The sequence below is a fragment of the Variovorax paradoxus genome (assembly GCF_022009635.1).
Lineage (GTDB): Bacteria > Pseudomonadota > Gammaproteobacteria > Burkholderiales > Burkholderiaceae_C > Variovorax.
Map to the genome: position 1 here is coordinate 4,581,959 of NZ_CP091716.1, position 19,601 is coordinate 4,601,559.

21 protein-coding genes and 1 tRNA gene are annotated in these 19,601 nt (G+C 64.9%); 7 read left to right on the forward strand and 15 right to left on the reverse strand.

The features are described 5' to 3' along the window. Positions 1 to 18 precede the first annotated feature (18 nt). On the reverse strand, positions 19 to 141 hold the full coding sequence (locus tag L3V85_RS21260) for a stereocilin (protein WP_237674692.1): 123 nt from the start codon (positions 139 to 141) through the stop codon (positions 19 to 21). A 231-nt stretch (positions 142 to 372) separates the two neighbouring features. Here L3V85_RS21260 and L3V85_RS21265 point away from each other — a divergent pair, with 231 nt between their 5' ends. Both L3V85_RS21265 and L3V85_RS21270 read left to right on the forward strand, forming a co-directional pair. Beyond that, positions 373 to 975, forward strand: coding sequence for a peptidoglycan recognition protein family protein (locus tag L3V85_RS21265; protein ID WP_237674693.1), 603 nt, complete (start codon positions 373 to 375; stop codon positions 973 to 975). 32 nt (positions 976 to 1,007) lie between these two features. Beyond that, positions 1,008 to 1,352: a hypothetical protein gene (locus tag L3V85_RS21270; RefSeq protein ID WP_237674694.1), complete on the forward strand. Its 345-nt coding sequence runs from the start codon at positions 1,008 to 1,010 to the stop codon at positions 1,350 to 1,352. Between the two features lie 58 nt (positions 1,353 to 1,410). Here the strand turns inward: L3V85_RS21270 and L3V85_RS21275 are convergent. From L3V85_RS21275 to uvrB, 10 genes are all read right to left on the reverse strand, one after another. Beyond that, positions 1,411 to 1,485 (reverse strand) — tRNA-Val (locus L3V85_RS21275). Positions 1,486 to 1,545: 60 nt separating this feature from the next. Next, entirely contained in the window at positions 1,546 to 2,268 is a 723-nt protein-coding gene (gene dnaQ, locus L3V85_RS21280) for a DNA polymerase III subunit epsilon (protein ID WP_237674695.1), read from the reverse strand. Then, positions 2,268 to 2,606 (reverse strand): ISC system 2Fe-2S type ferredoxin, encoded by a 339-nt coding sequence (gene fdx, locus L3V85_RS21285; RefSeq protein ID WP_013542153.1) that lies wholly within the window; start codon positions 2,604 to 2,606, stop codon positions 2,268 to 2,270. Before fdx ends, dnaQ begins: the two co-directional genes overlap by 1 nt. A gap of 6 nt (positions 2,607 to 2,612) precedes the next feature. Continuing rightward, the gene (gene hscA / locus L3V85_RS21290) at positions 2,613 to 4,478 is read right to left on the reverse strand and encodes a Fe-S protein assembly chaperone HscA (protein WP_237674696.1); all 1,866 of its coding nucleotides are present in this window, start codon (positions 4,476 to 4,478) and stop codon (positions 2,613 to 2,615) included. Between the two features lie 91 nt (positions 4,479 to 4,569). Then, on the reverse strand, positions 4,570 to 5,088 hold the full coding sequence (gene hscB / locus L3V85_RS21295; protein ID WP_237674697.1) for a Fe-S protein assembly co-chaperone HscB: 519 nt from the start codon (positions 5,086 to 5,088) through the stop codon (positions 4,570 to 4,572). Between the two features lie 63 nt (positions 5,089 to 5,151). Further along, entirely contained in the window at positions 5,152 to 5,475 is a 324-nt protein-coding gene (gene iscA / locus L3V85_RS21300) for an iron-sulfur cluster assembly protein IscA (RefSeq protein WP_081268993.1), read from the reverse strand. Position 5,476: 1 nt separating this feature from the next. Beyond that, on the reverse strand, positions 5,477 to 5,890 hold the full coding sequence (iscU, locus tag L3V85_RS21305) for a Fe-S cluster assembly scaffold IscU (protein ID WP_237674698.1): 414 nt from the start codon (positions 5,888 to 5,890) through the stop codon (positions 5,477 to 5,479). Between the two features lie 50 nt (positions 5,891 to 5,940). Then, a complete protein-coding gene (locus tag L3V85_RS21310; RefSeq protein WP_081268995.1) occupies positions 5,941 to 7,161 on the reverse strand; it encodes an IscS subfamily cysteine desulfurase in 1,221 nt (406 codons plus the stop codon). 100 nt (positions 7,162 to 7,261) lie between these two features. Continuing rightward, entirely contained in the window at positions 7,262 to 7,798 is a 537-nt protein-coding gene (gene iscR, locus L3V85_RS21315) for a Fe-S cluster assembly transcriptional regulator IscR (protein WP_007828186.1), read from the reverse strand. A gap of 242 nt (positions 7,799 to 8,040) precedes the next feature. Then, complete coding sequence (uvrB, locus tag L3V85_RS21320; protein ID WP_237674699.1) at positions 8,041 to 10,149, reverse strand: excinuclease ABC subunit UvrB; 2,109 nt, start codon at positions 10,147 to 10,149, stop codon at positions 8,041 to 8,043. A 105-nt stretch (positions 10,150 to 10,254) separates the two neighbouring features. Between uvrB and L3V85_RS21325 the strand changes: the two genes are divergently transcribed. From L3V85_RS21325 to L3V85_RS21340, 4 genes are all read left to right on the forward strand, one after another. Then, complete coding sequence (locus L3V85_RS21325; RefSeq protein ID WP_237674700.1) at positions 10,255 to 11,451, forward strand: amino acid aminotransferase; 1,197 nt, start codon at positions 10,255 to 10,257, stop codon at positions 11,449 to 11,451. A gap of 158 nt (positions 11,452 to 11,609) precedes the next feature. Next, positions 11,610 to 13,052 carry a polyhydroxyalkanoate depolymerase gene (locus tag L3V85_RS21330; RefSeq protein ID WP_237674701.1) on the forward strand — a complete coding sequence of 481 codons (1,443 nt, stop codon included), beginning with the start codon at positions 11,610 to 11,612 and terminating at the stop codon, positions 13,050 to 13,052. 19 nt (positions 13,053 to 13,071) lie between these two features. Then, a complete protein-coding gene (locus tag L3V85_RS21335; RefSeq protein ID WP_237674702.1) occupies positions 13,072 to 13,707 on the forward strand; it encodes an RnfABCDGE type electron transport complex subunit B in 636 nt (211 codons plus the stop codon). Continuing rightward, positions 13,704 to 14,342, forward strand: coding sequence for a LysE family translocator (locus tag L3V85_RS21340; protein ID WP_237674703.1), 639 nt, complete (start codon positions 13,704 to 13,706; stop codon positions 14,340 to 14,342). The genes L3V85_RS21335 and L3V85_RS21340 overlap by 4 nt, the downstream gene beginning before the upstream one ends. A gap of 112 nt (positions 14,343 to 14,454) precedes the next feature. On the opposite strand, the gene L3V85_RS21345 is transcribed toward L3V85_RS21340, so the two are convergent. Further along, on the reverse strand, positions 14,455 to 15,363 hold the full coding sequence (locus L3V85_RS21345) for an EamA family transporter (protein ID WP_237674704.1): 909 nt from the start codon (positions 15,361 to 15,363) through the stop codon (positions 14,455 to 14,457). A 118-nt stretch (positions 15,364 to 15,481) separates the two neighbouring features. Between L3V85_RS21345 and L3V85_RS21350 the strand changes: the two genes are divergently transcribed. Then, positions 15,482 to 15,979, forward strand: a complete 498-nt coding sequence (locus L3V85_RS21350; RefSeq protein ID WP_237674705.1) for an Lrp/AsnC family transcriptional regulator — start codon at positions 15,482 to 15,484, stop codon at positions 15,977 to 15,979. On the opposite strand, the gene L3V85_RS21355 is transcribed toward L3V85_RS21350, so the two are convergent. From L3V85_RS21355 to L3V85_RS21365, 3 genes are read right to left on the reverse strand one after another with little or no spacing between them, the layout of a single operon-like run. Further along, complete coding sequence (locus L3V85_RS21355) at positions 15,969 to 16,460, reverse strand: VOC family protein (protein ID WP_237674706.1); 492 nt, start codon at positions 16,458 to 16,460, stop codon at positions 15,969 to 15,971. The genes L3V85_RS21350 and L3V85_RS21355 overlap by 11 nt on opposite strands. Then, positions 16,457 to 17,491: a biotin synthase BioB gene (gene bioB / locus L3V85_RS21360; protein WP_237674707.1), complete on the reverse strand. Its 1,035-nt coding sequence runs from the start codon at positions 17,489 to 17,491 to the stop codon at positions 16,457 to 16,459. The genes L3V85_RS21355 and bioB overlap by 4 nt, the downstream gene beginning before the upstream one ends. Beyond that, positions 17,491 to 19,539 carry an acetyl-CoA carboxylase biotin carboxylase subunit gene (locus L3V85_RS21365; RefSeq protein WP_237674708.1) on the reverse strand — a complete coding sequence of 683 codons (2,049 nt, stop codon included), beginning with the start codon at positions 19,537 to 19,539 and terminating at the stop codon, positions 17,491 to 17,493. The genes bioB and L3V85_RS21365 overlap by 1 nt, the downstream gene beginning before the upstream one ends. Between the last annotated feature and the right edge of the window lie 62 nt (positions 19,540 to 19,601).

Below are 19,601 nucleotides of genomic sequence, written 5' to 3' on the forward strand. Positions count from 1 at the left end.
CACGATGCACGAACAAACTCAACTCACCGAGGGTGGCGGCTCGGGGTCGGTGGGTTCGTCCGGTGGCGTGCTCGGGCCTTCATCGGGCTCGACGGGCAGGTCCGGCGTCACGGGGGTCGGAAGATCGGGATGAGTGGCCATGGTCTTGCTCCTTTCATCCAGGTTCTAGGCCAGTGCCGTGGGAAGTGCGACAGCCCTTGGCTGCACTTGCCGTCGGTGCCAACCGACAGTCAAGTAAGGCGGAAGCAATCAGCGCCGCGGGCTCTGTCAAATCGCGTTACCAATGCGGTTTTGTCATCCGCGATCGATGTGTTTTACTTCGACGCGCTGACAGAGCAGCAACGAGCATCGCTTTCTTCTGGAGGGAGAGAAATGTCCACCATCGACACCAACGGGATGCTGGTCGATCCCAAGGTGATACCCAGGCGGTCATCCGGCATCGAGCACGGCGCATTGCCCAGTGTGCTGGCCATCGTCGTTCACCAGACCGATTCCAGCACCGCCGAGTCCAGCCTCAACGGCTACCAGGCGGGCGGCAACGGCGCCCACTTCCTGATCGACAAGAACGGCCAGATCTACCAGACGGCCAGCGTGTATGCGCGCTGCTATCACGTCGGCAAGCTGATCAAGTCGAAGTGCCTCACCATCAACAAGAGCACTTGCGACACGTCAGCCATGGCCAAGATGCTGGCGATGTCGTGGACCAGCCAGATCAACGCCATCGATGCGCATGAGCGCGCAAAGCCCTACCCCGATCGGTATCCGGTGAACAACGACTCGATCGGCATCGAACTGGTCGGCCTGCACATCGACGACAAGAGCTACGAGGACGTGACAGCTGCGCAGAACGCGTCGCTTCAATGGCTGATCGATGAGCTGTACCTGCAGTTCAACCTGAAGTCGAGCGACGTCTACCGGCATCCGACGGTGTCGTACAAGAATCCAGGCGAAGCGAGTTCGGCGCTATGGAAGTAAGAATCCGCGTTCTTGCGTTGGCGGTTGGTGCCATGCTTGTCGCTTCGTGTGCGACCCGCGACGCTGCGTCGTTCACGAACGTCTACGTCGCAGACTTCCACACCGACGAACCGGCCGCGGCCTGCCGGACATCCGATGTGCCGCAGAGCCACGGCAAGGCGCGCGAATTCTTTTCTCGCGCGAAAGAGGTCGACTACAAGACCTTGCACGACAACTACCAGCTGGCGCCCTGCTACGTCGAAGGCACGCTGACCCGGCAAGGCAGGTCGTGCGACTGGCAGATCCGGGCGGGTGCCACAGGGTCGGTGCAATGCGGGGAGCAGAAGCTCTACTTCGCTTGCGATAACTGCGACGACCTCTTCGGCGCGAAGCAGTAAAAAGACCGGACGCGCAAAACAAAAAAGCGACCTGGAAATCCAGGTCGCTTTTTGATGATGGTGGGCGGTGGAGGCTTCGAACCTCCGACCCCAGCAGTGTGAATGCTGTGCTCTACCCCTGAGCTAACCGCCCAAAACAACGCGTTTGACTGCGTTGCTTTGAATTACGAATCGCGTTCAGCGAAGCCTCAGATTATGCCACAGCTTTTTCGTCATTTTGACGAAACAGTGTGCGGCCACCAGAAGATTTATCGAGTTGAGCCAGCACGCCCTCGTGCGCGGCGAGTTCTTGCTCCGCTGCCAGGATCACCGGCAGCTCGAACTGGCTCAGGTCCATCGCCACGACGGCGGTGCCCACCTCGGGCTCGCTCGACGCCACATCGATGAGCAGCGCATCCTGCCCGCGTGTGAGGTTGATGTAGACGTCAGCCAGCAACTGGGCGTCCAGCTTGGCGCCGTGGAAGGTGCGGTTCGAACGATCGACGCCGAAGCGGTCGCACAGTGCATCGAGCGAATTGCGCTTGCCCGGATACACCAGCTTGGCCATGGCCAGTGTGTCGGTCACTTCCGCAACGAAGGTGCGCAGCGGGGGAAAACCGGCGCGCTCGAACTCCTTGTTGAGGAAGCCCACGTCGAAGGCCGCGTTGTGAATGATCAGCTCGGCATCGCGCAGGTACTCGACGATGTCGTTCGCCAGCGTCGCGAACTTCGGCTTGTCGCGCAGGAAGTCGGTCGTCAGGCCGTGGACCTTCAGCGCGTCTTCGTGGCTCTCGCGCTCCGGGTTGAAATAGATGTGCAGGTCGTTGCCGGTGAGCTTGCGGTTGAACAGCTCCACGCAGCCGAGCTCGATGACGCGGTCGCCGTTTTCCGCGGAAAGCCCGGTGGTTTCGGTATCGAGGACGATCAAGCGACTCATCAGTGGTTTTCCTTGGCGTGATTGATCGAGTATTTGGGAATCTCGATAGTCACATTCTCCTGCGCCAGGATCGATTGGCAACTCAGGCGCGATTGCGGCTCCAGGCCCCAGGCACGGTCGAGCAGATCTTCTTCGCCCTCTTCCGCTTCGTTGAGCGAGTTGAAACCCTCGCGCACGATCACGTGGCAGGTGGTGCAGGCACAGCTCATCTCGCAGGCGTGCTCGATGTTGATGTGGTTGTCGAGCAGCGCCTCGCAGATCGAGGTGCCTGCGGGCGCGGTGATTTCGGCGCCTTGCGGGCAGTACTCGGGATGCGGGTAGATCTTGATCGTGGGCATGTTGTTCTAGAGAGATTCGACCTTGCGGCCGGCAAGTGCGCGCGCAATGCCCGCGTTCATGCGCTGTGCGGCAAAGGCCTCGGTGTCGTCGGCCAGCTTCTTGGTTGCGGCCTCGATGGCGCCGGCGTCGTTGCTGGTCTTGGCGGCTTCGCGCAACTGCGCCATCGAAGCGTCGATGAGCGTGCGCTCTTCGTCGCTCAGCAGATCGCCATCGGCATCGAGCGCGCTCTGGGTGGCGAGCAGCATGCGGTCGGCGTCGACGCGCGCCTCGACCAGCGCACGGGCTTGCATGTCCTGCTGCGCGGTGGAGAAGCTTTCCTGCAGCATGGTCGCGATCTGGTCGTCCGACAGGCCGTACGACGGCTTGACGGCCACGCTGGCCTCGACGCCGCTGCCCTGCTCTTTGGCGCTCACGCTCAGCAGGCCGTCGGCATCGACGGTGAAGGTCACGCGAATGCGCGCCGCGCCGGCCGCCATCGGTGGAATGCCGCGCAGCGTGAAGCGCGCGAGGCTGCGGCAGTCGGAGACAAGGTCGCGCTCGCCCTGCACCACGTGCAGCGCCAGCGCGGTCTGGCCGTCTTGGTAGGTCGTGAAGTCCTGCGCCATCGCGGTCGGGATGGTCTGGTTGCGCGGCACGATGCGCTCGACCAGCCCACCCATGGTCTCGATGCCGAGCGACAGCGGGATCACGTCGAGCAGCAGCAATTCGCCCGCGCCGTTGTTGCCGGCCAACTGGTTGGCCTGGATGGCTGCACCCAGGGCCACGACTTCGTCGGGGTTTAGGTTGACCAGCGGCTCGCGGCCGAAGAAATCGGCGACTGCACGGCGGACCTGTGGCATGCGGGTAGAACCGCCGACGAGCACGATGCCTTGCAGCTCGTCGGGCTTGAGCTTCGCGTCGCGCAGTGCCTTGCGGACGGCTGCGATGGTGCGATCGGTGAGTGGCTGGGTCGCGGTGTAGAACTGCTCGCGGCTCAGGTCGAAATTTGCAACCGTGCCGGCGACATTCGCGCTGAAGGTGGTCGACGCCGAATCGGTCAGCGCTTCTTTCGCGGCGCGCGCAGCCACGAGCAGCGCGGCCTTGTCGGCGTCGCTGCCCGCTTGCAGGCCGGTCTGCGCGAGCACGAAGTCGGCAAGCGCATGGTCGTAGTCGTCGCCGCCGAGGGCCGAATCACCACCCGTGGCGATCACTTCGAACACGCCCTGCGTGAGCCGAAGGATCGAGATGTCGAAGGTGCCACCGCCCAGGTCGTAGACCGCGTAGACGCCTTCGCTCGCGTTGTCCAGGCCGTAGGCAATGGCCGCGGCCGTGGGTTCGCTGATCAGGCGCAGCACGTTGAGGCCGGCGAGCTGCGCGGCGTCCTTGGTCGCCTGGCGCTGGCCTTCGTCGAAGTATGCGGGCACGGTGATGACTGCGCCGTAGAGCTCGTCATCATCGAAGGTGTCCTGGGCGCGGTAGCGCAGCGTCGCCAAAATTTCGGCGCTGATCTCGACCGGCGACTTCTCGCCCGCCAGCGTCTGCACATTCACCATGCCGCCGTCGCTGCTTCCGATGCTGTACGACATGGCATCGCGGTTCGCGATGTCGGCCAGGCCGCGGCCCATGAGCCGCTTCACGGAAGTGATGGTGTTGGCGGGGTCCTGCGCACGCGCGGCCACGGCGTCGAAGCCGATCTGGCGGCGGTCGCCCTCGAGGTAGCGCACGGCCGAAGGCAGCAGCACGCGGCCCTGGTCGTCGGGCAGGCATTCGGCCACGCCGTTGCGCACCGAGGCCACCAATGAATGCGTGGTGCCCAGGTCGATGCCCACGGCAATGCGGCGCTGATGCGGATCGGGCGCCTGGCCGGGTTCGGAAATCTGAAGAAGAGCCATCAGGCCTCCCGCCGGGCCGCCCCAAGGGAGGCCTGCGCCCCCATGGGGGGCAGCGAATACACGAAGTGATGAGCGTGGGGGTTCATGTCTTCTATTGTCCCAACTGATCGAATTTGGCTTCGACGTCCTGCCCGAAGCGCTCAATGAACATGAGGGCTCTCACTTGTTGTGCCGCTGCCGGGTAGTCGCCCTTCTCGTCGATCAGCCAGTCGAGCGACGACAGCGCGCGTGCGCGGCCGGCCTCGACCTCGGCCTGGAGCTTTTCGAGCGATTCAACGTTCTCTACATCGTCGAGTGCCTCGCGCCACTCCATCTGCTGCATGAGGAACTCCGGTGGCATCGCCGTGTTGTTCTCGGCATTCAGCGGCGCGCCATTCATCTCGCAGATGTAGCTGGCGCGGCGGATCGGATCCTTCAGGCGCTGGTAGGCCTCGTTGATGCGCACCGACCATTGCATGGCCACGCGCTGCGCCGCGGCGCCCTGCGCGGCAAAGCGGTCCGGATGGGCCTCGCGCTGCAGCTCTTTCCAGCGCGCGTCGAGCGCGGCGCGGTCCTGCGCGAAAGTCGCCGGGACGGCGAACAATTCAAAGTCGGTGTCGTTCAGGTTCATGGCAAGAAAAAACCGCCAGCACATGACATGGTGGCGGCTGTTGTCGCGGTCAGCGACGGCGCATCAGATGCGAAAACTTTCCCCACAACCGCAGCGGTCGCGCTCGTTGGGGTTGATGAACTTGAAGCCCTCGTTCAGGCCTTCGCGCACGAAGTCGAGCTGCGTGCCGTCGATGTAGGCCAGGCTCTTCGGATCGACCAGCACCTTCACGCCATGGTCTTCGAACACCACGTCTTCAGGCGCCAGTTCGTCCACGTATTCGAGCTTGTAGGCCAGGCCGGAGCAACCCGTGGTCTTCACGCCCAGCCGCACGCCCACGCCCTTGCCTCGCTTGCCGAGGTAACGGGTGACGTGCCGTGCAGCGGCTTCGGTCAGCGTGACGGCCATGTCAGTGAACAGCTTCGGCTTCAGTCGCTTTGACGCCGTGCTTGGCCTTGTAGTCGCTCACGGCTGCCTTGATGGCGTCTTCGGCCAGGATGGAGCAGTGGATCTTCACGGGCGGCAGCGCCAGTTCTTCGGCGATCTGCGCGTTCTTGAGCGCAGCCGCTTCGTCGAGCGTCTTGCCCTTGACCCATTCGGTCACGAGCGACGACGAGGCGATGGCCGAGCCGCAGCCGTAGGTCTTGAAGCGGGCGTCTTCGATCACGCCGGTTTCCGGGTTGACCTTGATTTGCAGCTTCATCACGTCGCCGCAAGCCGGTGCGCCGACCATGCCGGTGCCTACCGAGTCGTCGCCCTTTTCGAAGGAGCCGACGTTGCGGGGATTTTCGTAGTGGTCGATGACCTTGGAAGAATATGCCATGGTGTACCTCTCAAACTTTGTTCAATCGTGGAGCCTGGTGCGGGCCTGCGTCAGTGGGCCGACCACTGGATCGTGCTGATGTCGACGCCGTCCTGGAACATCTCCCACAGGGGGCTCAGCTCGCGCAACTTGGCAACGTTGTGCTTGATGGTCGAAATGGCGTAGTCGATTTCTTCTTCGGTCGTAAAACGGCCGATGGTCATGCGAAGGCTGCTGTGAGCCAGTTCGTCGCTGCGGCCCAGGGCGCGAAGCACGTAGCTGGGCTCCAGGCTGGCCGAGGTGCAGGCCGAACCCGACGACACCGCCAGGCCCTTGATGCCCATGATCAGCGACTCGCCTTCGACGTAGTTGAAGCTCATGTTCAGGTTGTGCGGCACGCGGTGCTCGAGGTCGCCGTTGATGAACACCTGCTCCACGTCTTTCAGGCCGTCCAGCAGACGCTTCTGCAGGCGGCGCGCGTGTTCGATGTCCTTGTGCATCTCGAGCTTGGCAATGCGATAGGCCTCGCCCATGCCGACGATCTGGTGCGTGGGCAGCGTGCCCGAGCGCATGCCGCGCTCATGGCCACCGCCGTGCATCTGCGCTTCGAGGCGAATGCGCGGCTTGCGGCGCACGTACAGCGCACCGATGCCCTTGGGGCCGTAGGTCTTGTGCGAAGCCAGGCTCATCAGGTCGATGGGCAGCTTCGTGATGTCGATGTCGATCTTGCCGGTGGCCTGGGCAGAGTCGACGTGGAAGATCACGCCCTTTTCACGGCAGGCATTGCCGAGCGCGACCACGTCCTGGATCACGCCGATTTCGTTGTTCACGAACAGCACGCTGGCCAGGATGGTGTCGGGGCGAATGGCCGCCTTGAACTTCTCCAGGTCGACGAGACCGTTTTCCTCGACGTCGAGGTAGGTCACTTCGAAGCCCTGGCGCTCCAGTTCGCGCATGGTGTCGAGCACGGCCTTGTGCTCGGTCTTCAGCGTGATCAGGTGCTTGCCCTTGCCCTTGTAGAACTGGGCCGCGCCCTTGAGCGCGAGGTTGATCGATTCGGTCGCGCCCGACGTCCAGACGATTTCGCGCGGATCGGCATTGATCAGCTCGGCCACCTGGCCGCGCGCCTTCTCGACCGCCTCTTCAGCCTCCCAGCCCCATGCATGGCTGCGCGACGCCGGGTTGCCGAAGTGTTCGCGCAACCAGGGAATCATGGCGTCGACCACACGCGGGTCGACCGGCGTGGTGGCGCCGTAATCGAGATAGATCGGGAAATGAGGAGTTACGTCCATGGCTGGCTCGTGCTGGCGTGGGGGTTGTTTTTTGATCTGGGCTGCTGCTCGTGCCGGCGCCCGAAGGCGCCGCCGGGAATCAGAAGTCTCGAAGGAGGTCTCAGGACTTCGCGAAGGCGTTGCCGAGGGCGAACACCGAATTCGGCGCGTTCACGCGAATCGGCTTGACCACCGGTTGGGCCGAGATCGCGCGCTTGACGACCGGCTTGTTCTCGATCTGCACGCCCTTGGCGATCTGGTCGTCAACCAGCTTCTGCAAGGTGACGGAATCGAGGAACTCGACCATGCGCTGATTCAGCGAAGCCCAGAGCTCGTGCGTCATGCAGCGGCCGGCTTCGCCCAGACAATTTTCCTTGCCCCCGCACTGGGTGGCGTCGATGGGTTCATCGACGGAAACAATGATGTCGGCAACGGTGATGTCCGCAGCCTTGCGGCCAAGGCTGTAGCCGCCACCGGGGCCACGGGTCGATTCGACTAGTTCGTGACGGCGCAGCTTGCCGAACAGCTGTTCGAGGTAGGACAGCGAAATCTGTTGCCGTTGGCTGATCGCAGCCAGCGTGACCGGACCGGTGTTCTGACGCAACGCCAGATCGATCATTGCCGTGACCGCAAAACGGCCTTTGGTAGTGAGACGCATCGCAAGCTCCTTCAAGTGCTTACCGTTGAAATGACACCGTGGTCCTGGACCGCGGTGACCTCGTCTCCGCCCTGCCCGACCCCTGACGCTGGTGAACCAGCCGGTAGGAGTCGGTCCTTCATCGCGAAGTTCTTTTCTTGTTGTTGAGTATTTCGCTCAAGTATAACAGAAGCCCCCGGACTCTGCTGGGGTAAACCCCAGCGCCGCCCGCTTGAAGAACGCGAACGTTTGAACTAACGCGACTAGAGCGCGATGTTGTCGCCGCCGGCAGCCCCGAAAGCCTGCTCGCGCAGCAGCGCCAGTTGGTCGCGCACACGGGCCGCCTTCTCGAATTCGAGGTTCCGGGCGTGCTCCAGCATCTGCTTTTCGAGCCGCTTGATTTCCCGGGCAATGTCTTTCTCGCTCATGTCCTCGACCTTGGCGCGCTCCAGGTCGAGCTTGGCCATTTCCTTGCCCGTCTTCTCGCTGTAGACGCCGTCGATCAGGTCGCGCACCTGCTTGACGATGCTGCGCGGCGTGATGCCGTTGGCCTCGTTGTGGGCGATCTGGCGGGCGCGGCGACGCTCGGTTTCGTCGATGGCCTTCTTCATCGAGTCGGTCATGCGGTCGGCATAAAGAATGGCCTTGCCATTCAGGTTCCGCGCGGCCCGGCCGATGGTCTGGATCAGCGAGCGCTCGGCGCGCAGGAAGCCTTCCTTGTCGGCATCGAGGATCGCCACGAGCGACACCTCGGGAATATCCAGCCCCTCGCGCAGCAGGTTGATGCCCACCAGCACGTCGAAGGTGCCCAGGCGCAGGTCGCGCAATATCTCCACCCGTTCGACGGTGTCGACGTCGCTGTGCAGGTAGCGCACCTTCACGCCGTTGTCGCCCAGGTAATCGGTCAGTTGCTCGGACATGCGCTTGGTCAGCGTCGTGATCAGCACGCGCTCGTTCTTCTCGACGCGTACGCGGATCTCGCCCAGTACGTCGTCCACCTGGTGGGTGGCGGGCCGCACCTCGACCTCGGGATCGATCAGGCCCGTGGGCCGCACCAGTTGTTCGACCACGTTGCCGGCATGGTCCTTCTCGTACTGCGCCGGCGTGGCCGACACGAAGATGCACTGGCGCACCCGCGCCTCGAACTCTTCCATCTTGAGCGGCCGGTTGTCCAGCGCGCTTGGCAGGCGAAAGCCGTATTCGACCAGCGTGGTCTTGCGCGCCCGGTCGCCGTTGTACATGGCGCTGAGCTGGCCGACCATCTGATGGCTCTCGTCGAGGAACATCAGCGCGTCCTTGGGCAGGTAGTCGGTGAGCGTGGCCGGCGGATCGCCCGGCGCGGCGCCCGACAGATGGCGCGTGTAGTTCTCGATGCCCTTGCAGTGGCCGATTTCGGCCAGCATCTCCAGGTCGAAACGGGTGCGCTGCTCAAGCCGCTGTGCCTCGACCAGCTTGCCCGCGCCCACCAGCTCCTTGAGCCGTCCGGCCAGTTCGATCTTGATGGTTTCGACCGCCGCCATGACCTTGTCGCGCGGCGTTACATAGTGGCTCGACGGATACACCGTGAAGCGCGGCACCTTCTGCCGGATGCGCCCTGTGAGCGGGTCGAACAATTGCAGCGACTCGATCTCGTCGTCGAACAATTCGAAACGGATCGCCAGCTCGCTGTGTTCCGCCGGAAACACGTCGATGGTGTCGCCCCGCACGCGGAAGGTGCCGCGGGCAAAGTCCTGCTCGTTGCGCAGGTACTGCATGCGGATCAGCCGCGAGATCAGGTCGCGCTGCCCGACCTTGTCGCCGACGCGGGCTATCAGCCGCATCTCCATGTAGTCCTCGGGCGTGCCGATGCCGTAGATCGCGCTCACCGTGGCCACGATGACCGTGTCGCGCCGCTCCAGCACGCTCTTGGTGGCCGACAGCCGCATCTGCTCGATGTGCTCGTTGATCGACGAGTCCTTCTCGATGAACAGGTCGCGCTGCGGCACGTAGGCCTCGGGCTGGTAGTAGTCGTAGTAGCTGACGAAGTACTCGACGGCGTTCTTCGGAAAGAACTCGCGGAACTCGCTGTACAGCTGCGCCGCAAGCGTCTTGTTGGGCGCGAACACGATGGCCGGGCGACCCAGCCGCGCGATCACGTTGGCCATGGTGTAGGTCTTGCCCGAGCCGGTCACGCCCAGCAGGGTCTGGAACACCTCGCCGTCGATCACGCCCTCCACCAGCCCTTCGATGGCCTTGGGCTGGTCGCCCGCCGGCGGATAGGGCTGGAAGAGCTCGAACGGGGAGTCGGGGTACCTGATGAATTCACCCTGTTTCGCGGGGCCGATCGGGTCCAGTTTCTTCAGGTCTGCTATGGCTTCGTTGTTGTCTGGCATGGCTGTTCCCGACAGGTGGCGCTCGCGCCGGTAAAATTCAAGGCAACCGGAAAGCATAAAGCCTAGTCCGGTTGCAGCGAAGCTTTCATCCCAAAGGACCTTTCCATGTCTATGTTCACCGCGGTCGAAATGGCACCGCGCGACCCGATCCTCGGCCTCAACGAGCAATTTGCAGCCGATACCAACCCCAACAAGGTCAACCTCGGCGTCGGCGTCTATTACGACGACAACGGCAAGCTGCCCCTGCTGCAGTGCGTGCAGGCCGCAGAACAGAACATGATGAAAGCGCCCACCGCGCGCGGCTACCTGCCCATCGACGGCATCGTGGCTTACGACAACGCCGTCAAGGCGCTGGTCTTCGGTGCCGACAGCGAACCAGTCACCTCGGGCCGCGTGGCCACCATCCAGGCCATCGGCGGCACCGGCGGCCTGAAGGTCGGCGCCGACTTCCTCAAGAAGCTCAGCCCCTCCGCCAAGGTCCTGATCAGCGACCCGAGCTGGGAAAACCACCGCGCGCTGTTCACCAACGCCGGCTTCGAAGTCGAAAGCTATCCTTACTACGACGCGGCCAAGCGCGGCGTCAACTTCGACGGCATGCTGTCCGCCCTGAACGCGGCGCCGGCCGGCACCATCGTCGTGCTGCACGCCTGCTGCCACAACCCTACCGGCTATGACATCACCGCCGCCCAATGGGACCAGGTGGTCGCCGCCGTCAAGGCCAAGGGCCTGGTGCCCTTCCTCGACATGGCCTACCAAGGCTTCGGCTACGGCCTGAAGGAAGACGGCGCCGCCGTCGCCAAGTTCGTCGAAGCCGACCTGACCTTCTTCGTCTCGACCTCCTTCTCCAAGAGCTTCAGCTTGTACGGCGAGCGCGTCGGCGCCTTGTCGGTGCTGTGCGCCAGCAAGGAAGAAGCCGGCCGCGTGCTGTCGCAGCTCAAGATCGCCATCCGCACCAACTACAGCAACCCGCCCACGCACGGCGGCGCCGTGGTGGCGGCAGTGCTCGGCAACCCCGAGCTGCGCGCCCTCTGGGAAAAGGAACTGGGCGAAATGCGCGTGCGCATCAAGGCCATGCGCCAGAAGCTGGTCGACGGCCTGAAAGCCGCCGGCGTGAAGGAAGACATGAGCTTCATCACCACCCAGATCGGCATGTTCAGCTACTCGGGCCTGACCAAGGACCAGATGGTGCGCCTGCGCAATGAGTTCGGCGTGTACGGCACCGACACCGGCCGCATGTGCGTGGCCGCGCTCAACAGCAAGAACATCGACCACGTCTGCGCGTCGATCGCCAAAGTCATCTAGGTGACAGCAAAGTGTGAGGGAATCCGTCCCAGCGACGATTCCTTCACGCTCATAGGCAAAAGGACCCTCGCAGCGGGGTCGGTGTAGGGGTTAGGCCCCCTGCAACGCAGCGAATGCGCTGATATATTGCACCGCAACATTCCACTCCAAGATCAGCGATGCTCTATCAACTCTACGAAGCCCAGCGTTCCTTGATGGAGCCGTTCTCGGACTTCGCCCAGGCAGCCTCCAAGCTCTACGGCCAGGGCGCCGTGTGGGGCCAGCTGCCGATGGCCCAGCGCATGGCCGCAGGCTACGACCTGCTCTACCGCCTCGGCAAGGACTACGAGAAGCCCGAATTCAACATCAAGTCGGTGAAGGTCGACGGCGCCGACGTCGTCATCCAGGAAGCCATCGCGCTCGACAAGCCCTTCTGCGAGCTGCGCCGCTTCAAGCGCTTCACCGACGAGCCGGATATCCTCAAGACGCTCAAGAGCCAGCCCGTGGTGCTGGTCGTCGCGCCCCTGTCGGGCCACTACGCCACCCTGCTGCGCGACACCGTGCGCACCATGCTGCAGGACCACAAGGTCTACATCACCGACTGGAAGAACGCGCGCCTGGTGCCGCTGTCGGACGGCGAGTTCCACCTCGACGACTACATCAACTACGTGCAGGAGTTCATCCGCCTGCTGCAGGCCGAGTACGGCAACTGCCACGTGGTGAGCGTGTGCCAGCCCACCGTGCCCGTGCTCGCGGCCGTGTCGCTCATGGCCAGCCGCGGCGAGCCGCTGCCGCTCACCATGACGATGATGGGCGGCCCCATCGACGCGCGCAAATCGCCCACGGCGGTCAACAACCTCGCGATGAACAAGAGCTTCGAGTGGTTCGAGAACAACGTGATCTACCGCGTGCCGCAAGGCTTCCCCGGTGAAGGTCGCCGCGTGTACCCGGGCTTCCTGCAGCACACCGGCTTCGTGGCCATGAACCCCGACCGCCACGCAAGCAGCCACTACGACTACTTCAAGGACCTCATCAAGGGCGACGACGCCAGCGCCGAGGCCCACCGCAAGTTCTACGACGAGTACAACGCCGTGCTCGACATGGACGCCGATTACTACCTCGAGACCATCCGCACCGTATTCCAGGAGTTCGACCTGGTCAACGGCACCTGGGACGTCAAGGATCCCGACGGCAAGGTGGAGCGCGTGCGCCCGCAGGACATCCACGGCACCGCCCTGCTCACCGTCGAGGGCGAGCTCGACGACATCTCCGGCTCGGGCCAGACCGAAGCCGCGCACAGCCTGTGCACCGGCATCGACGACGCCAAGCGCGAGCACTACGAAGTCAAGGGCGCCGGCCACTACGGCATCTTCAGCGGCCGCCGCTGGCGCGAACTGGTCTACCCGAAGATGCAGAAATTCATCGAGGCCAACGACCAGCCGCAACGCCGCGCAAGCGCCCGCGACGCACTGGCCGCCGAAGACACGGTGAAGCCGGCTCGCAAGGCGCCGGCTCCCGCGGCCGTCGCCGCCAAGAAGGCCGCGGCTAAAACGGCCACGACCGTCGCCGTGAAGAAGCCGGCCGCGCGCAAGAAGCCCGGCACCAGCGCCGCGCCGCGCTGAAGCGCGCGCCATTCCCAAAGTGATCGGGCTCGCCGCACGCATCAACGACGCACTGCCTCAAACGCAGTGCACACGTTGCGGCTACCCGGATTGCGCGAGCTACGCCCAGGCCGTGGCCGACGGCGAGGCCGGCATCAACCAGTGCCCGCCCGGCGGTGCCGAAGGCATCGAGCGGCTCGCGCGGCTCACGGGCCGGGCGCCGCTGCCGCTCGACCCTGAATGCGGCATCGAAGGCCCGCGCGCCATGGCCGTCATCGACGAGGCCTGGTGCATCGGCTGCACGCTGTGCCTCGACGCCTGCCCCACCGACGCCATCGTCGGCATCAACAAGCGCATGCACACGGTGATCGAAGCCCATTGCACGGGCTGCGAGCTGTGCATTCCGGTCTGCCCGGTCGACTGCATCTCGCTCGAGGTCGAAACGCCCGGCAGCACCGGCTGGCAAGCCTGGTCCGCAGAGCAGGCCGCGAGCGCGCGACGCCGCTACGACCTGCACGGAAAACACCGCAACACCGACGCCCGCCTCGCGGAGAAGCCGCCCGAGGCCGACGCTCCGCAGGACGCCAGCGCGCGCAAGCGCGCCATCGTCGAAGCGGCTCTGGCGCGGGCCCGCGCCGCTTCGCAACAACGCGCGCAGGCCGCCAACAAGCCATGACCCTCGACACCCTGCTCATCTATGTGGTCGCATCGCTCGCGCTGGCCCTGATTCCGGGACCGACGATGCTGCTGGCGTTGTCCAACGGCATCGAGGGCGGCATGCGCCGCGCGAGCTGGGGCATCGCGGGCGCGTCGCTCGGCAGCATCACGCTGATCGCGGTCGTCGCGCTCGGGCTGGGTTCGCTGCTGGCGGCTTCGGAATGGCTCTTCAACGCGATACGCGTCGCCGGCGTGGCTTACCTCGTGTGGCTGGGCGTCAAGCTATGGCGCAGCGAGGCAACCGACCTCGGTGCCGCGTTGGCCAAGTCACCGCTCGAAGTTCGCCCGCACGGCCGCATCGCGCTGCTGCGCAGCCTGGCCGTGGCGCTGTCGAACCCCAAGACTGTCTTGTTCTTCGCGGCCTTCCTGCCGCAGTTCGTCGACATCGCGAAGCCGCAGGGCCCGCAGTACCTGCTGCTGGGCAGCGTGTTCGTCGCGCTCGACACCTGCGTCATGCTGGCCTATGCCGGCGCCGGCACGCAGGCCGTGCGCTTTCTTTCTCAGCGCGGCGTGAAGGCGATGAACCGCGGCTGCGCGGCCGGCATGTGGCTGCTGGCGGCCACCCTGGCTATCTGGCGCCGCCCCGGCGCATAACAAAGACTCGCCCCCAGGCTTCGCGCACTTCGTGTCGCTTCTCCTTCCCCCTACCGGGGGCAACACCTGCGGCCCGGCAAAGCCGGTTCCGCGGTGTTTCGGGAAGTGAATCTCAGGCTCTTCGCCTTAAAAGCAGCAACAGCACGCCCGCCAGCACCACGCCCACGGCGTACCACTCGAAGCGCGTGACCGTCTCGTTGGCGATCCACACGCCCAGCAGCATCGCGATCACCGGATTCACGAAGGTGTAGCTCGATGCCAGCGCGGCCGGCGCCCTGGCCAGCAGCACCATGTAGGCATTGAAGGCGATCAGCGAGCCGAACACCACGAGGTAGACCCACGCGGCCGCGGCCTCGGCCCGCAGGGGCCAGCTCATCGTTTCGCCTGAGACGGCGGCCAGCCCCATCAGCACCACGCCACCGCACAGCATCTCGCTCGCGAAACCCATTGCACCGGGCGCCAGCGGCAGGCTGCGCTGGCTCAGCACGCTGCCAAGCGACCAGCAGACGCAGGCAATGCAGATGGCCAGCAGGCCTTCAGGCGACGACCGGAAGCCGTTGCCCTGCGTGAGCATCAGCACCCCGACGAGCCCCAGCGCGATGCCCGCGGCCTCCAGCCGCGAGGGCTTCACGCCCCAGATCAGGTTGAGCAGCGCGATCAGCAGCGGAATGACGGCGATGAAGGCCACCACCAGCCCCGAGCCGATCGACACCTCGGCATGGGCCGTGCCGCCCATGCCGCCGCCCAGCATCAGCGCGCCGACGACGAAGGCATTGCGCCATTGCACCGGCGATGGCCACGGCGCGCCGCGCCAGCGCATCCACACCGCGAGCAGCACGCCCGCGCACAGGAAGCGCGAGCCCATCTGCAGGAACGGCGGAAAGCTGACGAGCGCGTATTTGATCGCGAGGTAGGTCGAGCCCCAGACCAACCAGGTGGCGGCGAGGCACAGCCACAGCAGCGGCGGCAATCCGGAACGCGCGGCGGATGCGGCGCCGGCGGGAGAAGCAAGGGTCGACATGTTCGAGGGAAGTCTCTTGTTGGTATGGGGCGGCAGCCATGGTATGAAAGCCGACCTCCGGCATCCATGCGACTTTCATGGTTCTGCCCTCCCCCAACCGTCGATTTAAAGGAGTTGCATGGACTTCGCCTTGAACCCCTCATTGGACGCGCACGACACCCGCATCCTGGCCGAACTGCAGAACGATGCGCGGCTGACCATGGCCGAACTCGGCCGCCGCGTGCACTTGAGCCAGCCCGCCGTGACCGAGCGCGTGAAGAAGCTGGAGGCCGCGGGCGTCATCAGCGGCTACCGCGCCACGGTGAACCTGGGCAAGCTGGGCTACGGCATCCGCGCCATCATCCGCGTGGGCCGCGCCGACTACGCGCGCGTGGTCGAACTGGTGCAGCAGACGCCCGAATGCGTCAATGCCTACAACGTGACCGGCGAAGACAGCTGGATCCTGGAGATCGCGGTGATCGACGTGAGCCACCTCGATGCCGTGGTCACCAAATTCTGCATCCTCACGGAAACGGCCACCTCAATCATCCTGAACCCGGCGCGCGAGCACCAGGCGATGCTGCCGCCTCAGCGCTCGGACGTGAAGCCGCCCATCAAGAAGGTGCTCAACGCGTAGCCGCGAGCGCGCCGAATGCCGCGACGACTTCGGGCGGCGCCTGCACCATCTCGATCAGCACGCCCTCGCCCGCGATCGGGAACTCGTCGTTCGCCTTCGGGTGCAGGAAGCAGATGTCGAAACCGGCCGCGCCCTTGCGGATGCCGCCCGGCGCAAAGCGCACGCCCTGCGCCGTCAGCCACTCGACGGCCTTGGGCAGGTCGTCGATCCACAGGCCCACGTGGTTCAGCGGCGTCGTGTGAACGGCCGGCTTCTTCTCGGGGTCCAGCGGCTGCATCAGGTCAACCTCGACCTTGAACGGGCCCACGCCCATCGCGCAGATGTCCTCGTCAACGTTCTCGCGCTCGCTCTTGAATGTGCCCGTGACCTCGAGCCCCAGCATGTCGACCCACAGCTTCTGCAGCCGCAGCTTGTCGGGCCCGCCGATGGCGATCTGCTGGATGCCCAGCACCTTGAAAGGGCGTGCGGTGGCGGCGGTCATGCGGCGCAACCTTCGGGTTGCTCCTCGACCTGCCGGGCATTGAGCCCCAGCTTGCGCAGAAGCACCGTGTCGGCCTCCACGTCGGGGTTGCCGGTGACGAGCAGCTTGTCGCCGTAGAAGATCGAATTCGCGCCGGCCATGAAGCACAGCGCCTGCACCGCGTCGCCCAACTGCTGGCGCCCGGCCGAAAGCCGCACGCGCGCGGTCGGCATGGTGATGCGCGCGACCGCGATCATGCGCACGAAGTCGAAGGGATCGACCGGGTCCGAATCGGCCAGCGGCGTGCCGGGCACGCGCACCAGGCTGTTGATGGGCACCGATTCCGGATACGGATTCAGGTTGGCCAGCTGCGCGATCAGCCCCGCGCGGTGCACCGGCTGCTCGCCCATGCCCACGATGCCGCCGCAGCACACGCTGATGCCCGCGCTGCGCACGTTGGCCAAGGTGTCGAGCCGCTCCTGGTAGGTGCGGGTGTCGACCACGTCGGTGTAGTACTCGGGCGCGGTGTCGAGATTGTGGTTGTAGTAGTCCAGGCCAGCGGCCTTGAGCTGGTGCGCATGGTGCGGCTCCAGCATGCCCAGCGTGGCGCAGGTCTGCATGCCCAGGCCCTTCACGGCCTCGACCAGCACCGCCACCTTCTCCACGTCGCGGTCCTTCGGCGCGCGCCATGCCGCACCCATGCAGAAGCGCGTGGCGCCGGCGTCCTTGGCGGCCTGCGCGGCGCGCACCACCTCCTCGACCTCCATGAGCTTCTGCGCCTTCACGCCGGTATCGAACTCGGCCGATTGCGGGCAGTAGCCGCAGTTCTCGGGGCAGCCGCCGGTCTTGACCGACAGCAGCGTGGCCAGCTCGATGTCGCCAGCAGGGAAATGCTGGCGGTGCACGGTCTGCGCCTCGAACAGCAGGTCCATCAACGGCTTGTCGAGCAGCGCCTGGATCGCCTCGACGGACCAGCGGTCCGTGGCCTTGGGAACGGCCGCCTTGGCGGGCCGGTGCAGCGTGATCGCCTGTTGCAGGTCGTTGGCACCCATCAGTTGAACTCCATGATGATCTGGTCCACCGCGAGGGACTCGCCCTTGTTCGCGGAAATCTTGCCCACCACGCCGTCCTGCGTGGCGAACAGCACGTTCTCCATCTTCATCGCCTCGATCACGGCGAGCTTCTCTCCGGCCTGCACCTGCTGACCCGGCTGCACCGACACCTCGACCAGCAGGCCCGGCATCGGCGACATCAGGAACTTGCTGAGGTCCGGCGGCGCCTTGTAAGGCATCAGCTCAAGCAGGCGCGCGCCCAACGGCGACAGCACCATCGCCTCGAGCTGCGTGCCGTCGTGCGACACGCGCAGCGCCAGCGGGTTCTTGCCCGCGCCGCGCTCCACCTGCGCGGTAAAGGGCTTGTCGTTGACGATGCCCTGCACGCGGATCGCGCCCAGCGCCAGGCTGCTGTCGATCTTGTAGCTCTTGCCGCCCACGGCCACCGCGCTCGCGCCGGTCTTGCCCTGGAAGTCGGTGACGGAAACGGGGTGGTGCACATGCTTGCCCTCGGGGCCCAGCTCCACCACCACGAACTGCTCGCCCACCTTCACGCCGTGGCCTTCGAGCTGCCCGCTGATGCCCGATGCGCGCGCGCGATAGCGGCGGTGCACATAGGCGGCCAGCGCGATCAGGAAGGACGGATCGGCGTGCGGCACGTCTTCCGCGTGGAAGCCCTTGCCGTAGTGCTCGGCGATGAAGCCGGTGTTGAAATCGCCCGCCACGAACTTCGGGTGCGCCAGCAGCGCCGCCTGGAACGGAATGTTGCTGCTGATGCCGCGGATCACGAAGCCGTTGAGCGCCTCGCGCATGCGTGCGATCGCATGCTGGCGGTCCTTGCCGTGCACGATGAGCTTGGCGATCATCGAGTCGTAATACATCGGGATCTCGCCGCCGTCGTACACGCCGGTGTCCACCCGCACGCCGTTCAGGTGCGCGGTGTCGCTCGCGAACATGGTCTCGGTCGGAGGCTGGAACTTCACCAGCCGGCCGGTGGAAGGCAGGAAGTTGCGGAACGGATCTTCGGCGTTGATGCGGCACTCGATGGCCCAGCCATCGCGCTTCACCTCGGCCTGCGTCAGCGGCAGCTTCTCGCCGGCCGCCACGCGGATCATCAGCTCGACCAGGTCGAGGCCGGTGATGCACTCCGTCACCGGATGCTCCACCTGCAGGCGCGTGTTCATCTCCAGGAAGTAGAAGCTCTGGTCCTTGCCGACCACGAACTCCACCGTGCCGGCGCTCTGGTACTTCACGGCCTTGGCCAGTTGCACCGCCTGCTCGCCCATCGCCTTGCGCGTCGCGTCGGAGATGAAGGGCGACGGAGCTTCCTCGATCACCTTCTGGTGGCGCCGCTGGATCGAGCACTCGCGCTCGTTCAGATAGATCACGTTGCCGTGCGAATCGCCCAGCACCTGGATCTCGATGTGGCGCGGCTCCTCGACGAACTTCTCGATGAACACTCGGTCGTCGCCGAAGCTGTTGCGTGCTTCGTTGCGGCACGAGGTAAAGCCCTCGAAGGCCTCCTTGTCGTTGAAGGCCACGCGCAGGCCCTTGCCCCCGCCGCCGGCTGAGGCCTTGATCATCACCGGGTAGCCGATGTCGTTGGCAATCTCCACGGCGCGCTCGGCCGTCTCGATGGCGTCGTTCCAGCCCGGAATGGTGTTGACCTTGGCCTCGTTCGCGAGCTTCTTCGAGGCGATCTTGTCGCCCATCGCCGCGATCGAATAGTGCTTCGGCCCGATGAAGGCAATGCCCTCTTCCTCGACCTTGCGCGCGAAGGCTTCGTTCTCCGACAGGAAACCGTAGCCCGGGTGCACGGCCTCGGCGCCGGTCTTCTTGCAGGCTTCGATGATGCGATCGGCCTGCAGATAGCTTTCGCGGCTGGGCGCGGCGCCGATGTGCACGGCCTCGTCGGCCAGCTCGACGTGACGGGCTTCCTTGTCGGCGTCGGAATAGACGGCCACCGTCAGGATGCCCATCTTCTTCGCAGTCTGGATCACGCGGCAGGCGATTTCACCGCGATTGGCGATCAGGATTTTCTTGAACATTTGCCTTACTCATTTCTCATCAAGATGATGTTCCGTACTTGTCAGATTTGCCGGCCAAACGG

What these genes read in the sequence shown, in the direction of transcription:
- L3V85_RS21265 (WP_237674693.1), top strand. Translation starts at nt 373, where the DNA reads ATGTCCACCATCGACACCAACGGGATGCTGGTCGATCCCAAGGTGATA.
- L3V85_RS21345 (WP_237674704.1), bottom strand. Translation starts at nt 15,363, where the DNA reads ATGTCGACCCTTGCTTCTCCCGCCGGCGCCGCATCCGCCGCGCGTTCC.
- iscR (WP_007828186.1), bottom strand. Translation starts at nt 7,798, where the DNA reads ATGCGTCTCACTACCAAAGGCCGTTTTGCGGTCACGGCAATGATCGAT.
- L3V85_RS21355 (WP_237674706.1), bottom strand. Translation starts at nt 16,460, where the DNA reads ATGACCGCCGCCACCGCACGCCCTTTCAAGGTGCTGGGCATCCAGCAG.
- hscB (WP_237674697.1), bottom strand. Translation starts at nt 5,088, where the DNA reads ATGAACCTGAACGACACCGACTTTGAATTGTTCGCCGTCCCGGCGACT.
- bioB (WP_237674707.1), bottom strand. Translation starts at nt 17,491, where the DNA reads ATGGGTGCCAACGACCTGCAACAGGCGATCACGCTGCACCGGCCCGCC.
- L3V85_RS21340 (WP_237674703.1), top strand. Translation starts at nt 13,704, where the DNA reads ATGACCCTCGACACCCTGCTCATCTATGTGGTCGCATCGCTCGCGCTG.
- L3V85_RS21310 (WP_081268995.1), bottom strand. Translation starts at nt 7,161, where the DNA reads ATGGACGTAACTCCTCATTTCCCGATCTATCTCGATTACGGCGCCACC.
- uvrB (WP_237674699.1), bottom strand. Translation starts at nt 10,149, where the DNA reads ATGCCAGACAACAACGAAGCCATAGCAGACCTGAAGAAACTGGACCCG.
- L3V85_RS21270 (WP_237674694.1), top strand. Translation starts at nt 1,008, where the DNA reads ATGCTTGTCGCTTCGTGTGCGACCCGCGACGCTGCGTCGTTCACGAAC.
- iscU (WP_237674698.1), bottom strand. Translation starts at nt 5,890, where the DNA reads ATGGCATATTCTTCCAAGGTCATCGACCACTACGAAAATCCCCGCAAC.
- L3V85_RS21325 (WP_237674700.1), top strand. Translation starts at nt 10,255, where the DNA reads ATGTCTATGTTCACCGCGGTCGAAATGGCACCGCGCGACCCGATCCTC.
- hscA (WP_237674696.1), bottom strand. Translation starts at nt 4,478, where the DNA reads ATGGCTCTTCTTCAGATTTCCGAACCCGGCCAGGCGCCCGATCCGCAT.
- L3V85_RS21365 (WP_237674708.1), bottom strand. Translation starts at nt 19,539, where the DNA reads ATGTTCAAGAAAATCCTGATCGCCAATCGCGGTGAAATCGCCTGCCGC.
- L3V85_RS21330 (WP_237674701.1), top strand. Translation starts at nt 11,610, where the DNA reads ATGCTCTATCAACTCTACGAAGCCCAGCGTTCCTTGATGGAGCCGTTC.
- L3V85_RS21350 (WP_237674705.1), top strand. Translation starts at nt 15,482, where the DNA reads ATGGACTTCGCCTTGAACCCCTCATTGGACGCGCACGACACCCGCATC.
- iscA (WP_081268993.1), bottom strand. Translation starts at nt 5,475, where the DNA reads ATGGCCGTCACGCTGACCGAAGCCGCTGCACGGCACGTCACCCGTTAC.
- fdx (WP_013542153.1), bottom strand. Translation starts at nt 2,606, where the DNA reads ATGCCCACGATCAAGATCTACCCGCATCCCGAGTACTGCCCGCAAGGC.
- L3V85_RS21260 (WP_237674692.1), bottom strand. Translation starts at nt 141, where the DNA reads ATGGCCACTCATCCCGATCTTCCGACCCCCGTGACGCCGGACCTGCCC.
- dnaQ (WP_237674695.1), bottom strand. Translation starts at nt 2,268, where the DNA reads ATGAGTCGCTTGATCGTCCTCGATACCGAAACCACCGGGCTTTCCGCG.